Source organism: Streptomyces sp. bgisy027 (assembly GCF_057710365.1).
The window spans coordinates 43,396-57,747 of the sequence record NZ_JBYIVZ010000039.1 but is presented as its reverse complement, the minus strand read 5'-3'; the positions used below and the strand labels follow the sequence as shown (position 1 = coordinate 57,747).

The 14,352-nt window shown below is 70.1% G+C and carries 15 protein-coding genes and 2 pseudogenes; 7 read left to right on the top strand and 10 right to left on the bottom strand.

The genetic code is table 11. The features are described from left to right. Positions 1 to 614: 614 nt before the first annotated feature. Entirely contained in the window at positions 615 to 2,969 is a 2,355-nt protein-coding gene (locus AC3ETA_RS33150) for a sulfatase-like hydrolase/transferase (RefSeq protein ID WP_432196592.1), read from the bottom strand. Positions 2,970 to 3,103: 134 nt separating this feature from the next. Continuing rightward, positions 3,104 to 3,292: a hypothetical protein gene (locus AC3ETA_RS33145; RefSeq protein WP_432196591.1), complete on the bottom strand. Its 189-nt coding sequence runs from the start codon at positions 3,290 to 3,292 to the stop codon at positions 3,104 to 3,106. A gap of 285 nt (positions 3,293 to 3,577) precedes the next feature. Between AC3ETA_RS33145 and AC3ETA_RS33140 the strand changes: the two genes are divergently transcribed. From AC3ETA_RS33140 to AC3ETA_RS33130, 3 genes are all read left to right on the top strand, one after another. Next, entirely contained in the window at positions 3,578 to 4,933 is a 1,356-nt protein-coding gene (locus AC3ETA_RS33140) for an anaerobic sulfatase maturase (RefSeq protein WP_432196590.1), read from the top strand. A 293-nt stretch (positions 4,934 to 5,226) separates the two neighbouring features. Continuing rightward, positions 5,227 to 5,640, top strand: a complete 414-nt coding sequence (locus AC3ETA_RS33135; RefSeq protein WP_432196589.1) for a hypothetical protein — start codon at positions 5,227 to 5,229, stop codon at positions 5,638 to 5,640. After that, positions 5,562 to 5,987 carry a hypothetical protein gene (locus AC3ETA_RS33130; RefSeq protein WP_432196588.1) on the top strand — a complete coding sequence of 142 codons (426 nt, stop codon included), beginning with the start codon at positions 5,562 to 5,564 and terminating at the stop codon, positions 5,985 to 5,987. Before AC3ETA_RS33135 ends, AC3ETA_RS33130 begins: the two co-directional genes overlap by 79 nt. 78 nt (positions 5,988 to 6,065) lie before the next feature. On the opposite strand, the gene AC3ETA_RS33125 is transcribed toward AC3ETA_RS33130, so the two are convergent. Continuing rightward, a protein-coding gene (locus AC3ETA_RS33125; RefSeq protein WP_432196587.1) for an IS630 family transposase occupies positions 6,066 to 7,141 on the bottom strand; the annotation gives its coding sequence in 2 pieces (ribosomal slippage) (positions 6,066 to 6,640 and positions 6,640 to 7,141; 1,077 coding nt in all). A gap of 332 nt (positions 7,142 to 7,473) precedes the next feature. Next, positions 7,474 to 8,376: a transposase family protein gene (locus tag AC3ETA_RS33120; RefSeq protein ID WP_432196586.1), complete on the bottom strand. Its 903-nt coding sequence runs from the start codon at positions 8,374 to 8,376 to the stop codon at positions 7,474 to 7,476. 126 nt (positions 8,377 to 8,502) lie between these two features. On the opposite strand from AC3ETA_RS33120, the gene AC3ETA_RS33115 reads away from it, so the two are divergent. Then, positions 8,503 to 8,976: a GNAT family N-acetyltransferase gene (locus AC3ETA_RS33115; RefSeq protein ID WP_432196585.1), complete on the top strand. Its 474-nt coding sequence runs from the start codon at positions 8,503 to 8,505 to the stop codon at positions 8,974 to 8,976. A gap of 125 nt (positions 8,977 to 9,101) precedes the next feature. After that, the gene (locus AC3ETA_RS33110; RefSeq protein WP_432196584.1) at positions 9,102 to 9,422 is read left to right on the top strand and encodes a DUF427 domain-containing protein; all 321 of its coding nucleotides are present in this window, start codon (positions 9,102 to 9,104) and stop codon (positions 9,420 to 9,422) included. A 10-nt stretch (positions 9,423 to 9,432) separates the two neighbouring features. Here AC3ETA_RS33110 and AC3ETA_RS33105 read toward each other — a convergent pair whose 3' ends face one another. Next, entirely contained in the window at positions 9,433 to 10,086 is a 654-nt protein-coding gene (locus AC3ETA_RS33105; protein ID WP_432196583.1) for a CDP-alcohol phosphatidyltransferase family protein, read from the bottom strand. Positions 10,087 to 10,248: 162 nt separating this feature from the next. Between AC3ETA_RS33105 and AC3ETA_RS33100 the strand changes: the two genes are divergently transcribed. Together AC3ETA_RS33100 and AC3ETA_RS33095 are read left to right on the top strand one after the other, a co-directional pair. Continuing rightward, positions 10,249 to 10,443: a hypothetical protein gene (locus AC3ETA_RS33100; protein WP_432196582.1), complete on the top strand. Its 195-nt coding sequence runs from the start codon at positions 10,249 to 10,251 to the stop codon at positions 10,441 to 10,443. Positions 10,444 to 10,460: 17 nt separating this feature from the next. Next, positions 10,461 to 10,817, top strand: coding sequence for an SRPBCC family protein (locus tag AC3ETA_RS33095; RefSeq protein ID WP_432196581.1), 357 nt, complete (start codon positions 10,461 to 10,463; stop codon positions 10,815 to 10,817). Between the two features lie 355 nt (positions 10,818 to 11,172). Here AC3ETA_RS33095 and AC3ETA_RS33090 read toward each other — a convergent pair. The 5 genes and pseudogenes from AC3ETA_RS33090 to AC3ETA_RS33070 all read right to left on the bottom strand — a co-directional run bounded on the left by AC3ETA_RS33090 (position 11,173) and on the right by AC3ETA_RS33070 (position 14,104). Beyond that, positions 11,173 to 12,173 (bottom strand): annotated as a pseudogene (locus AC3ETA_RS33090) (dihydrolipoyl dehydrogenase family protein). 242 nt (positions 12,174 to 12,415) lie between these two features. Next, positions 12,416 to 12,505: pseudogene (locus tag AC3ETA_RS33085) on the bottom strand (hypothetical protein); the annotation flags it as partial. 74 nt (positions 12,506 to 12,579) lie between these two features. After that, positions 12,580 to 12,792 carry a hypothetical protein gene (locus AC3ETA_RS33080; protein ID WP_432196580.1) on the bottom strand — a complete coding sequence of 71 codons (213 nt, stop codon included), beginning with the start codon at positions 12,790 to 12,792 and terminating at the stop codon, positions 12,580 to 12,582. After that, positions 12,750 to 13,289: a hypothetical protein gene (locus tag AC3ETA_RS33075; RefSeq protein WP_432196579.1), complete on the bottom strand. Its 540-nt coding sequence runs from the start codon at positions 13,287 to 13,289 to the stop codon at positions 12,750 to 12,752. Before AC3ETA_RS33075 ends, AC3ETA_RS33080 begins: the two co-directional genes overlap by 43 nt. Continuing rightward, positions 13,286 to 14,104: a DUF3179 domain-containing protein gene (locus tag AC3ETA_RS33070; RefSeq protein WP_432196578.1), complete on the bottom strand. Its 819-nt coding sequence runs from the start codon at positions 14,102 to 14,104 to the stop codon at positions 13,286 to 13,288. Before AC3ETA_RS33070 ends, AC3ETA_RS33075 begins: the two co-directional genes overlap by 4 nt. Positions 14,105 to 14,352 lie beyond the last annotated feature (248 nt).

The window sequence follows — 14,352 nt, the reverse complement described above, 5'->3', positions numbered from 1 at the left end:
GGTGATCACGCTGGTGGGCTTCGCCATCCGTGAATTCCTAGACGCTCCCTCCGCACCGCCCGCCGACTCACGGACTGAAGCCGCTGCACAGTGACGCCTGTCTCGGGCCGACTCGTGCGGCCGCTCGGAGGGACCCGCCGCGCCGCGAAGACGGAAGCCGTTGCGAAGGCTCCTCGGGGCAAGACGCGGATGCGACGCTCAGCCGCCGGCCTTCCCGGCGTCGATGCGCCGACCACGCGAGGCATCCACCACGACGGTCTCCGATGCCGCGAGCGGCCGGCACCACGCGGGCGCCGTCGCGGACCAGGGCGACCGCCACGAGGGTGCCCTGGAGGTTCTCCAGAGGCATACTGAGTTCGCTGGCCGCGCGGACGTTGAGCAGGTACGAGGCGAATGGGAGCCGCTCATGGCCACCAGCGCCGTGTCGCGGGGCAGCACGTGCGTCGCGGAGTCCAGACCAGATCGTTCGAACGCGTTCAGCGTCATCTGGACGCGGGTGCCGAACACGGGCCCATCCGCCTCGCCGGGGGTGTCGGCACCCTGCGCCCCGATGGTTTCCACGGTCGTGCGTCGGATCCCTTCCTTGGGCTCGCCGTCCGTCGGTGTCCCACGGTTCAGTCGGTCATGAACCAGCCCCGTACCTGAGCCTCGTGGTCGGCATAGCGTTCGCCGGAGACGTCGACGACGACCTTGTCGATCGTGCCTCCCGTGAAGGGGAACGGTCCGTCGTAGCCGGGTGTGACCGGCGAGGCGTCGTCGCGGCCCACGCAGATCCCGTCGCCGACGACACAGAAGTTCCCGGGCTGGGTGACCAGGTCGTTGCGGCCCACCTCCTGGTCGTCGATGTACAGGGTGAGGGTGCCCGCGGCGCCGGGCATCGTGGGGTCCGTGCTGCGGCCGCGCGCCGCGAACTCGGCCGTGAGCACGTGCCTGCCCGGCGGGATCTCCCGGTCGCCGTCCACGACCTGGAGGTTGCTGCCGACCCAGTTGAACACGTAGTGCAGACGATGGTCCTTGACGTAGAGGCTGTGGCCCCCCGCCACACCACCGTGGGCGTACAGAACGCCCTCGGCGTCGGCGGAGTCGACGTCGACCCCGGCGGCGATGGTGTACGACCGTCCGCTGGTCACGACACCGGACTGCTCGGGCACCGAGGCGGTGTCGGGGTAGTAGACGTAACGGTCGCGCTCAGGGGTTCCGTGCGGGCGATCGGCCAGGACCTGTTCCAGGGCCGTGCGGTCGTCCAGCGGTAGCCCGTTGTAGATGCCCGCGTAGTAGTACCAGAGGCTCTTGAGGGTCTCCAGCCTGGCCGGTTCCCGCGCTGCCAGGTCCCTCGACTGCGCGCGGTCGGTATTGAGGTCGTACAGCTCCCACACGTCGTGCGTGAAGTCACCCCAACCGCTCATCGGCGGGTGAACCGTGCAGGCCAGCCAACCCTCGTGGTAGATGGAGCGCTGGCCCAGCATCGCGTAGAACTGCGTCTGCCGTCCCGGCGCCCCGGGGTCGGTGAGTGACCTCTCGAAGCTCTCCCCCTCGATCGGGTTCTGCGGATAGCCCTTGAGCACCTCGGGCGGCTCGACGCCGAGCAGGTCGTAGAGCGTGGGCACGACGTCCACCGCGTGGACGTACTGCTCGCGCACCTCCCCCCGGGCCTCGATCCCCGCGGGCCAGGCGACCAGGCACATGTCGGCCACGCCGCCCTCGTAACCAGCCCAGCGCTTCCAGTACGGGAACGGCGTGTCGAGTGCCCAGGCCCATCCGGTGTTGTAGTGGTTGTACGACGTCGGGCCGCCCAGCTCGTCGATGTGTTCCAGGGACAGTTCGGCCGGGGTGGGCAGGCCGTTGAAGAACCGCCACTCGTTGAACGTACCGTTCGGACCGCCCTCACCGCTCGCCCCGTTGTCGGAGACGGCCACGATGATCGTGTTGTCGAGCTCGCCCGAGGACTCCAGGAAGTCGAGCACCCGGCCCAGCTGGTCGTCGCTGTAGGAGACGTAACCGGCGAAGACCTCGGCCATCCGGACGAACAGCCGTCGCTCGTCGGCACTGAGTTCGTCCCAGGGCCGCACGGTGTCGAGCAGCGGCCACGGCTGGCCGTCCGGACCGCTCACCGTGGGCTCGCCGTGCGGGTTGATCGGGGAGAGCTCGGTGTTCTCGGGCAGCAGGCCGAGTTCCTTCTGGCGGCGCAGGATTCCCGGGCGGATCGCCTCGTAGCCCTCGTCGAAGACGCCCCTGTACCGGTCGGCCCACTCCTTGAAGACGTGGTGCGGTGCGTGGGCCGCGTCCAGGGAGAGGTACATGAAGAAGGGCTTGCCAGGGTCGACGACCTTGGCGTCCCGGATGAACTCGATGGCCTTGTCGGAGAAGTCCTTGGCGATGTGATAGCCCTCTTCGGGCGTGGCCGGCGGGTCGACCGGATGGTTGTCGTGGATCAGGTCCGGGTACCAGCAGCTCGACTCGCCGCCGAGAAAGCCGTAGAACCGGTCGAAGCCGCGTCCCAGGGGCCAGCGGCCCTTGTACGCGGCCATGTTGATCTCATCACCGGGGGTGAGGTGCCATTTGCCGACGCAGTACGTGTTGTAGCCGCGCTCGCCCAGGACCTCCGAGATGAAGCCGTTCTCGAACGGGATGCGGGTGGAGATCCCGGGAAAGCCCGCACTGAATTCGGCGATCGTCGCCATCCCGTTCGACGTCGCGTTCCGTCCCGTCATCAGCGAGGCCCTGGTCGGAGAGCACAGCGCTGTGGTGTGGAAGTTCGAGTAACGCAGGCCCATGTCGGCGATCCGCGACATGGCCGGCGTCTTCACCGGGCCGCCGAAACAGTCCATCGTCCCGTAGCCGACGTCGTCCCACACAATGAACAGCACGTTCGGGCTGTTCTCGGGCGCCCTGGGCGCGAGGAACGGAGCCCAGTCGGGCTGCGAGTCACGGACGTCGAGGGCGATCTTCCCCTTGAAGGGCTTGGTCATGACGTTCTCCTCGTTGCCCTGACTCCTGACCGGCCGCCTTCCACAGTGGCCACGGAAGACCTCTCCTGCCTCACCCGTTACGGGTGACACCGCTCAGGGCACGACACGCCGGCTCGCACCGTTGGCGTTCGGCGTCATCGCACGGTCATGCGCCGCCGTCGGCCGGCTTCGGGGACGGGCGCCGTCTCGCGCGGCTCCCGTCCCGTGGCCGTGGTCTCCTCGTGCCAGCGGCCGTACCGGCCGACGAGGGCGACGGCAGAGACACCGTGCGGGAGCACGCTCAGGCCGACGGTGACAGCGACTGCCCTGCCCAGCAGGGCCACACCGCAGACGTGCTCCTCCGGCAGCCGCCTCGGCGGTTCCCAGGGACACCCACACGACTCGGCCCGCGTCACCTTCCGCCACTGACGGCGTGATCGGGCTGCCGGGCTTGAGCCGACCGCCCAGCCGCCCTGTGCTCCCCCTCACAGAGCCGCCCGAGCCCTGCTTCTGAGGGCGTACCCGGCACAGGCAGGACGGGCTGGAGGGTCGACCGACCGGGGGAACTGCCCCTGCCGGCACCCGTGCCGGGGGGCGCGCCAAGCGGCCCGGGCGTCCATCCTGGGCCGATGAGCACAGTAGACCCGCCCGCCCCGACGGTGTGGCGCCGACCGTTCCATCTGCTGGCCAAGCCGGCCGGGGCGATCTGCAACCTGGACTGCACTTACTGCTTCTTCCTGTCCAAGGAGCTGCTGTACGAGGGCAGCAGATTCCGCATGGCGGACGAACTGCTCGACGCCTATGTGCGGCAGCTGATCGAGGCGCACGGTCCGGCGCCCGAGGTCACGGTGGCCTGGCAGGGCGGCGAGCCGACACTGATGGGTCTCGACTTCTTCCGGCGGTCCGTGAACTACGAGCGGCGGTACGCCCGTCCCGGCCAGCGCATCGTCAACACCATCCAGACCAACGGCACGCTCATCGACGCCGAATGGGCCCGCTTCTTCCGGGACAACGACTTCCTGGTCGGGCTCTCCGTCGACGGCCCTCGCGAGCTGCACGACGCCTACCGGGTCGACAAGGGCGGCAAGCCCACCTTCGACCGCGTCATGCTCGGGCTGGAGCACCTGCGCTCATACGGCGTGCAGTGGAACGCGCTGACCACCCTGCACGACGCCAACGCCGGGCACGGCCGCGAGGTCTACGCCTTTCTCCGCGACGACTGCGGCGCCACCCACATGCAGTTCATCCCGATCGTGGAACGCACCACCCCGCACGATCTGCCGCTGGCGAACGACGGCTGGGGCGTGCGCGCCACGGACCGGCCGCTGTACCAGCAGCAGGGCGACCGCGTCACCGACAGATCGGTGACCGCTCAGCAGTACGGGCGGTTCCTCATCGACATCTTCGAGGACTGGGTTCGCCATGACGTCGGCCGCGTCTACGTGCAGATGTTCGACGTGGCGCTGGCCAACTGGTACGGAGAGCAGCCTTCGCTCTGCGTCCATTCCCGGACCTGCGGCAGCGCCCTCGCCCTGGAACACAACGGCGACCTGTACTCCTGCGACCACTTCGTCGAGCCCGACCACCTGCTCGGCAACATCGGCGACCGGCACATGCTGGAACTGGTCGATTCACCGAAGCAGCGGAAGTTCGGCCAGGACAAGTACGACACTCTGCCCAGGCACTGTCTGGACTGCGACGTCCGCTTCGCCTGCCACGGCGGCTGTCCCAAGGACCGCTTCGACACCAGCCCGGACGGCGAACCGGGTCTGAACCACCTATGTGCCGGCTTCAAGGCGTTCTTCCATCACGTCGACCGTCCGATGCGCACGATGGCCGGACTGCTGCGACAGGGCCGGGCTCCCGCACTGATCATGCGCGAGTACGAGGCCGCCGACGCGGACCGGCCGCACAACGCGCCGTGCCCGTGCTGGGGCGGACGCAAGTGGGCGCGCTGCCATGGGCTGAGTTCGCCGTCGCGGTGAAGTCGGATGCGGAGGCAGTTCAAGGCGTCCCTGGCCGATGACGGTGTTGAGGTCGCCCATATCAGGATGCGCCCGTCGAGGCACGGTGCGCCTGTACACCTCCGAAGCGACCTGGCTGATGAGGAACAAGACCGTCCTGGCCTGGCTGTGGGACGACAACGCCGCGCTGACGCCATCCGACCAGCAGTTCGTGCGTGAGTAAGTGCCGTTACTGACTTCGGCTCGTCAGGGTGACGTAGGTGTGTACGTGTGTCGGACCTTGCCGGTAGCGGGCGGTCCGTGAGACTCGTCGCATGAGTGAGGAGAAGGCTTCCGGGGACTACCGGGAGAGGGCGGGGCACGTGATGCTGCTGGCGGTGGTGCTCGCGGTCCCGGCGCTCAAGCTGGCCTGGACACTTGGCGGCGGGGACGCGGCCAGGGAGGCACTGATCGCCATGGGGCCGGGCAACTGGGCCGACATCCCAATCGGCATGTTCCTGAACGAGGCCCTGTTGGCCACAGTGCTGGCCGTGGTCATCTCGCGCGCCACCTACGCCCACTTCGCAGCCAGGGGCGGCGCCCTCAGACATCGGGACACCCCCATGGCAGTGACCGCGGCCACTGCCGCCGTAGTTCCGGCCGCCCTGGGGTGGTCGTCGGTGCGTTCAACGGCCTGGGCTGGGGCCTGGCCACCGGCCTGGCCTCCTACGTACTGCGGGTGGGGGTGATGGTCGACTACAAGACCGGCCGCCGTGAGCACACCACGGGCCGCCGTACCGGCAACCGGGCCGAGACCGCCCCCCAGCGTGCCGCCGACGCCCTGTGGATCGCCGGACTGCTGCTCGGCGGCATCGTCCTGCCCGCCGTGGCGATCATCGCCGCCCTGGACGGACGCTCCTGGACCAGTGTCGAGACGTGCGACGTGAACACCGGCAGCGGAACCCACCGCGCCCGCCTGGTGGAACTGGCCCGGCAGGGCAACGGCATCGTCGGCTGGGACCTGGCCGGCTCAGAGGTCGTCCACGGCGTCAACTGCGCCGCCGACGACAACGAGACCATCCGACTCCCGTGGTGACGCGACGCCTGACAACAACTCATCCGGCTCCCGTCTGGACGTCGATGAACAGACCGGTCTCAGTGAGGCCCCTGTCTGTCAGAGGGAGGCCGGGGTGTCGAGGGTCAGGCCGGTACCGGCTATGAAGCCGTCGAGGGTGTCGGGCCGGTACTGGAGGCGTTTGAGGCGGTTGCGTACGAGCGTCTCGAGCCGGTCGAGGGCGACAACGGCGAGGTTGGCCAGGCTGCGCTTGACGTGCGCCCACACCCACTCCACCGGGTTCAGGTCAGAGTACGCGGGCAGCAGGAACACGGTCAGCCAGTCGCGCTCGGCGATCAGCTCACGCATGGCGTGGGAGATATGGGTGTTGAGCCGGTCCCACACCAGCACGATCGGTGCCTTGACGAGCTGATGGGTGCCGTCGATCAGCGCGATGAAGTCACGCTCGCCCATACTGCGGCGTCTGCCCTTGCCCGCGGGGTGGGTGCGCAGGCGGTGGCACAGCCGGGTGCGTGAGCCGGGACGCATCGCGATCAGCCCGGCTACCGACAGACGCCCCGAGCGCCTCCCGCTCACCGTCACTACCGGGGTGCGGCCGCGTCGGCCCCAGGTGCGTCCTGTGGGCGGTCGGCGGGTGAAGCCTGCCTCGTCCTCGAAGCAGATGTAGCCCCCGCAGGCCGCCCGGGCTCTTTTGCCTCCGACCAGGTCGCCTCCTTCCATGCCTTGACGGCCCGCTCGTCCCGCTCAGCCACCCGCCGTACGGGCACCTGCGGGCTGAAGCCGAGCCGGTGCATCAACCGGGTGGTACCCGAGACGCTGTAGGAGACGTGGAACTTCCGGCCGATCAATGTGACCACCCGCGCAGCGGTCCACACCTGGTCCTCCACCCAGCCGTGCGCGGCCGGCCCTTGTTCGAGATACGCGGCGAGTTTCTCCAGGCAGAACGGAGACAGACGGCACCGCGAACCGCTCGGACCACGGGACGCCAGGGCCCGCGCGCCGCCGTCGCGCCACATCTGATGCCACTGATAGGCCGATTTCCGGCTCACTCTCAGCCGACGGGCAACCTCCGACGGCTTGATCTTCTGCTCGAACAGTTCGGCCGCCTGCAGTCGTACCGACTCACGGCGCTGACGCCCTGCAGGGGTCAGCCCGCCTCCATCCGCATACCTCACACACCACGGAATAGGGCCACCACCCCGGCCTTGTCAGGGACTTCGCGAGAGATCACCCTCGAGCCGAAGTAGTAAGTGCACCAGTACGCCTGGGACGGCGGCTTCCACTCATCCGGTCCCTGGTCGCCCTGACGCACCCGCAGCTGCTGGCCGTCTCCGCTGCTTCCAACCGCAGCAAGCTCCTGCGTCCATGTGTTCGCCCCGGACCGCCAACCGTTCGCCAACGGCACCATGTGATCAATGTCAAGATCAGAGGCGTCCGTGAACGTTCTACGACTTTGGGAGCGATTGAGTTCGGGACGTATTGGCCTGGTGGGTTGGCTGGTGGGTGATCAGCAGGTGGCCCGGCGGGCGAGTACCAGTTCGGTGGCCGGCTTGCGGCGGGTTGCCCGCCGGGCGGATCGGTCGGAGACCAGTCCGGCGATGGCCTGGTGGGTCTCGGCGTAGGTTTCGCGGCGGCCGGTGAACCGCTGAAGGGGCCGCCATTGCTTGTATTCGGCGTTGGCGTGCTCCACGCAGATCCGCCGGGAGGACTGGCGTCGCCGTTGCTCACGCCAGGCACGGTGCTCGCCCAGCGGCGCGTCGCCCTTGAGCTTCTTCGGCGGGGCGCTGACCTGAGCGGGGAACTCGTTGGCCAGGCCCCGGTAGCCCTCGTCGACCTCCGCCTTGACCTTCGGGTGCCAGCGGAACTGTTCAGCGATGCTCTCGGTGCGTACGGCCGTCTGGTCGTGCATCCGGCCGGGCCGGACCACCCCGCTGAACAGGGTGCGGCCCTGCGCGTCGCTGAAGGTGGTGGTCTTGACCGTGTTCTGCTTCTTCTTGCCGGAGACGAACGCCTTGCGGCCGGGGCGACCCGCGCGTGGGCGGCGGACCTGCACCTCGGTCCCGTCGATCCGCAGGTCCACGCCTTCTGCCTCGGCGTAGGCGAACACGTCCTCCAGTGTGCGCAGCCGCAGCCCGGGCCGGTCAGGGACGGCGAAGCCGCGGGCCGCCAGCAGCGGGCGGACCTCACGGACCGCTGCGGAGACCGTGGAGCGGTCCACGCCGTAGAGCTGTGCCAGAGCGGCGTGCGGCAGCCCCAGCCGCAGGTGCACCAGCGTGACCAGGAGCCGGTCGACGAAGACCAGGCGTTGCTTGGGTCCGGCACCCACAGCCCGCTTGCGGTCCCCGCCCCGCCGCTCACGCAAGGCCGATTCACGGGCGGCCTGCCACTTGGGGGCGAGTTCTTCGAGCAACTCGCCGAAATATGCGCGGGAGAGCCCAAACAGGGCAGGATGGGAACAGGCCGCACGGGCCCAGGCTTGCGTCACAACTTGCCCAACCCGTGCGGACCTTGGCCTGTAACGGCCAAGGCGCCCGCCATGATCGTCATCATGGGGATGCAGATTGCACCGGCCGCGGTGGCCGACTTCCACCAGGTCCTGACTGATCACTCCCGTTACTGGGGCGAACGCGACCTTCGGTCGCTGCACCTTCTGGCCCTGGTACAGGAGTTCGGTTCCACCTGCTTGGTTGCCCGGACCGAGGACGGAATCCGTGGATACATCTTCGGGTTCGTCACCCCAGACGGCACCGGGTACGTGCATCTGATCGCCACGCGGGACGACGCCCGCGGCACCGGTCTCGGGCGTCGTCTGTACACGGCGTTCGCCGAGGCAGCGGAACGTCACGGTGCACGGAAGTTGAAGGCGATCACGTCAATCGAGAACACCGGCTCGATCGCCTTCCATCGCAGCCTCGGCTTCAGCGCGAAGATCGTCGACGACTACAACGGCGCCGGCCGGGCTATGGCCGTCTTCCACCGAGATCTGCCGTTCAACGTCTCGCGGCCCTGACCCACCAACCGTCACCGGTAATCGCTCCCCAGGTCGTAAGCGTCCTCACTGAACATGCCGGCCCGGCCCGCCTAGCGTGAAGGCTCCCGGGACATACCGTCCCCGTTTCGGTGAGGAGCAAGGCCATGCTGCGTGCGGTGTGGAACGGAAAGTTGATCGCGGAGGCTCCGCGCACGGTGATCGTCGAGGGCAGCCACTACTTCCCGCCCGAGTCGCTGCGCCGCGAGTACGTCACCGAGAGCGGCACCAGGTCGCTGTGCTTCTGGAAGGAAGTGGCCCGCTATTACAGCCTTGAGGTCGACGGGCTGACGAATCCGGGTGCCGCCTGGTACTACCCCAGGCCCAGCCCTCTGGCCCGGAAGATCAAGGACCATGTGGCGTTCTGGCAGGGCGTACGCGTGGAGGGCACGCCGGAGCCCGACGTGCCGGCGGACGGCAGGCAGTGACCGAGGCGGGTCAGCGGCGGGCCAGGTGCCGGAGGGCGATGACGGCCTGCAGGGCGGCGGCCGGACGCAGCAGGACGGGGCGGGGGCGGTCGGGCATGGCGCCGCGGCGCAGTGCGAGGCCGGTGACGGTGACGACGGGCAGCGTCCAGGCGGCGATGGCCGCCACCCGTACGGCGGGGTTGGGTTCGTGACGCAGGGTGAGCCACGTCCAGAACGCGGCGTCGGCGAAGGTGTCGGCGTAGTCGCCGAAGGGAGCTGTCGTGCCCTGGTGGCGGGCGAGGCGCCCGTCGGCGAGATCAAGGCCGACCGCCAGGACGCCGGAGGCGCGGCCGGTTCCGCCGGGCAGGGCGGGGAGGTTGGCGCGCAGCAGCGTCAGGATGTCTGCGGCGGTCAGGCGGGGGCGGTGTTCCAGCAGCCCCAGGTGCGAGGCGGCGAGGACCCAGCTGGCGGCCACCCAGCGCCGTCCGGGCCGCCTGCCCCGCGCCAGCCGGTACAGGACGGCGTGCACGGCGGTGAGCTCGGCCAATGCTCGGGGGCGGCGGGCGGCCTGGAGCAGCGACCGGTGTGCGGCCTGGCCGAGGAAGCACACGACGGCTTGCGGGGCGAGGCGGTCTTCTCGCAGCTCGGCCAGCAGCGCGTTCGTCGCGGCGCGGCTGTCAGCCATCGCGGATACGGGCTCCATGCTTTTGCGTCCTCCACCACTCGGGGTGGCGCTCAGGATAGGGGCCGACGCGCCGGGTGGGAGGTGAGCGCGCTCACTGATCGGCGGACAGACCCGGCCTAGCGTCGTACTGAGACAGGGACGGACGCATGGAGAGGTCGGGCGATGGCATGGATCGGTGCTCTGGGGGCGGTCACCGTGGCCGGCGTGGGCGCGGCGGCCGGATTTGTGGGGCTGGTGACCGGGGCACTGCCGCTGGATGTGGGGGTCGGGCGGCGCACGCGGCCGTTGGGGCCGCAGAGTGTCGACATCGCGGCGCCGCGTGAGGTGGTGTTCGACGTCATCGCCAGCCGTATCTAGGACGCGCTACCCGAACGATGCGCGAGAAGGTCACGGTGCTGGAACGGGGCAGTGACATGGTGCTCGCCGCCCATCGCACCCCTGTCGCGGGCGGGCGGCTGGCGGCGACGACGGTGGAGACGGTGCGGTTCACCCGCCCGGAAAGGGTCGACTTCCGCCTGGTACGCGGGCCGGTGCCCGCCGTCACCGAGTCGTTCACCCTCACCGAGCGGGAGTCTGGTACGCGGCTGGTCTACAAGGGCGAGCTCGCCACGGACCTGTGGCGTGCGGGACAGTGGTGGGGCGGCCTCGTCGCCCCACGGTGGGAAGCGACCGTCGCCACCTCCCTGGCCGCGGTCCGGCAAGAGGCGGAGCGGCGCTCGCGTCTGCGGTGAGCGGCTCGCCGGTACCGCACGGCGGGCCGACGGACGCGGTGGAGTGCGGGCGGCGTGTCTGTTCGCACCGCGAGGGAAGGCGGCGATGAGACATGGTGACGCGGCCCAGCGGACTGGCCCGGTGGGCCGGAACGCAGCAAGAGTTGAGACCGGCGCCGGACGGCGCGCCTGCGCCTGCGCCTGAGGAGGGGGCAACCTCCCGCGGTGCCCGGGGGCCGATGCGGGTGCGTGATCGAGTGGGCGACTGGCTGACCAGGGCGCTCACGCGGGCGGTGTTCTGCTGGCTGCCGCCTCCTCGCCGCTGACTCGGCCGAGGTCGTCCGCTCCGCTGTGGTGCGTCCGTGCCCCTGGGCGGTCAGGCGCCATGGACGAGGTCGGCGAGGGTGTCTTCCACGGCGCGGTGGAAGGTGGGGTAGGCGAACATCATGTGCCGCAGCCGGTCGTCCGGGATCTCCGTCTGCATGGCCGCGGCCAGTCCGTAGAGGATCTCACCGCCTGCCGGGCCGGCGGAGGTCGCCCCGATCAGGACGCCGCGGTCGGCGTCCTCGACAAGCTTGATCAGGCCGTCGTTGCCGCCTTGTGGATCCAGCCCCGTGCGGACGAGGGCACTCGCGCGGTGCCGGTGCGTACTCGCAGGCCCTGCTCGCGGGCGGCGTGCTCGGTCAGCCCGACGGAGCCGACCTCGGGGTCGGTGAAGGTGACCCGGGGCATCGCCCGGTACTCCGCGTCCGGTCCGGGCCGGCCGAGGATGTCGCGGACGGCGATCTCGGCCTGGTACATCGCGACATGCGTGAACAGGCCCCGTCCGGTCATGTCACCGACGCCCCAGACCCGTGGTGCGGCCCGCATCTGCCCGTCCACGGCCAGCGCGCGGGCCTGGGGGTCGAGCCCGACGCTCTCCAGGCCGAGCCCGGCCAGGTGCGGCCGGCGCCCGGTGGCCACCAGCAGGTGCTGCCCGGTGATCTCCTGTCCGCCCTCCAGGGTGAGCCGGAAGGCGTCGTCCGCGTGGTGGACGCCGGTGGCGCGGGCTGCGGTGCGTACGGTGATGCCCTCCTCTTCCAGCACGTCGGCCAGCAGGGTGCCGACGCCGGGTTCTTCCGCGGGGAGCAGGTGCTGCATCGCTTCGACGATGGTGACCGCGGTGCCGAAGCGGGCGAACGCCTGCGCCAGCTCCACGCCGATGGCCCCGCCACCGAGCACGAGCAGCGAGGCCGGAGGCTCCTTGACCGAGACCGCCTGCCGGTTGGTCCAGTACGGTGTCGCCTCCAGGCCGGGGACGGGCGGGATCTGCGGGCGGCTGCCGGTGGCCAGCACCACCGCGCGCCGGACACTGAACGCCTTTCCGTCGGCCTCCACGCGGCCGGGGCCGGCCAGGCGGGCACGGCCGCGGACGAAGTGGCCGCCCTTGCGGGTGAACCGGTCGACGGCCAGCTGTCGTTCCAGTCGTCGGTGGCCTCCTCCCGGATCCGGGACGCGACCGGCGCGAAGCTGGCGGCTACCTGGACGTCTCCGGCCATGCCGGGCACACGCCGAGCCTCGGCGAGCAGGTTGCCGGCGCGGATCATCATCTTGCTCGGGATGCACGCCCAGTACGGGCACTCCCCGCCGACCAGCTCCGCTTCCACCCCGACCACGTCCAGCCCCTCCTCGGCCAGACGCTCGGCGGCATGTTCACCGCCGACCCCCATGCCGATCACCACGGCATCGACTTCGTGCGGTACGTGCGCCATGAGGGACCTCCTTGAAGGACCGTGTTCGACGGTCACGGTCCGTGCGCATCGGGGACAGCGGGGTGTGTGGGTGCTGCCGCGTCGCCGGTGTGCCTCGCATGGCGCGGGCGCCGCGTGGTGCGGGCGGCCTGGGAGGTGCCCCAGACCAGCGTGCCGGTGAGCATCACCAGGGTGAGCGGGTAGAACACCGGGCGCAGGGAGATCAGGACCGGCAGGAGGGCGGCGGCGGTACTCGCACCGAGCACCAGCACGAAGGCCGGTACGCAGCAAGCGAGGCCGAGCAGGAATGACGGAAGCACGGCGAGGAGCCGGGTGTAGCGGGTGCGGCGGCAGGAGGCGTTCTGCCGGGCGGCGTGGGCGGTGACGGCGATGTTGCACCGACAAGTGCGGCCACGACCGCGCCGGGCAGCAGGTTGACCGGGCTGATGAAGACCGCGACGTGGCTGCTGGGGTGCCAGGAGAGGACCGGCTCGAACAGGTACGGCGCCCGCGCTGTGAACAGCTGATCCGGCGCGGCCCGCACGGCCGCGGCGCCGGTGAAGCGGCCCGAGCCCGATACCGCGAGGTCGCCGATGGAGAACAGGCAGACCACCAGGGTGAGGATCGCGGTGATCAGTGCCGCCCTGCGGTGGCGGCGAACGGCGAGGGAGGCACGCACCCGCCGGGGCGTGGCAGCGATCGCGGCAACGGTGCCGTCCCAGGCATCGCCGGTCTGGGCCAATGCGGTCAGCAGCCTGCTCATGTCCGCACCTGGCTGTTGGGGTAGAAGAAGTACCAGGCGAACCACATGGAGTCGAGGAAGTCCGCCGGCACCCACCGGTCCCCGTCGCGCTGCAGGACGAGGGCCGTGCCCAGCTTCTCGTCCCAGCGGGCCTCCACCTGCGTGCCGCCGACGTCCGTGCGCACGATGCGGTTCGCCCTCACGAGGTCCTTGTCGATGGCCAGGCGCCCGCCGCCGACGACCACGTGCTTGTCGTCGAAGCGGTCACTCGTGGCGAGAACGGGGAAAAGCGGGCCGCCCTTGACGTAGTAACCGCTGCGGCCCGGGTAGGAGCCGTAGGGGTCGCTGCCGTAGCTGCGCAGCGCACCGGTGTCGATGGACATCACCTCTGTGTCGGGGTGGGCGGTGCGCCACTGCTTCCACGTGGTCCACACCAGCGGCACGGTGTCCAGCTTCGTGCCCTTGAGCGGGCCGCTGACCGCGGTGGCGAGCAGCTGGGGCCACTCGGACCCGGTCTGCCGGTCGTACATCAGCAGATTGGAGTTGACCGTGCGACCGGTGGTGCCGAACGTCAGGCCCTGGACGCCGGACGGGGCGGAGAGTCCGATGACCGTGCCCGTCAGCGGGCAGTAGGTGACCGCGAGCGGCTCGCCGGCCACGGTGCCGTTGACGATCTCGTGCCGCACGAGGACCAGCTGCGGGTACGCCCTCACCTCGCCGCGATACTCAAGGCTGAAGACCGGATCGTCGTCGTCGAGGAACCCGGCCTTGTTCACCGGGACGAAGCGGGGCCTGTCGATGGAGGGGATGCCGTCCTTGCCCGGCCCGCCGGACACGGCGGCATCGGCACACCTCCACTGACGGGCCCTGGCCCGGCTGCACGGCCGTCACCGGATCCGGGCGGTCGGCGAGGGTCTACCAGCCGGTCACGCCCCCGCCCACGAGCAGGACGACGACTCCCCCGATCACGCCCGCGCCCTTGAGCACCTGCCGGTGCGGTGGGCGGGGAGACTGCTGACCGTTCGCCTGGCACCTCCCGATCCCCCGGGATGCGGGCTCGCGCGGCGGCGGACACCGCTGTCAT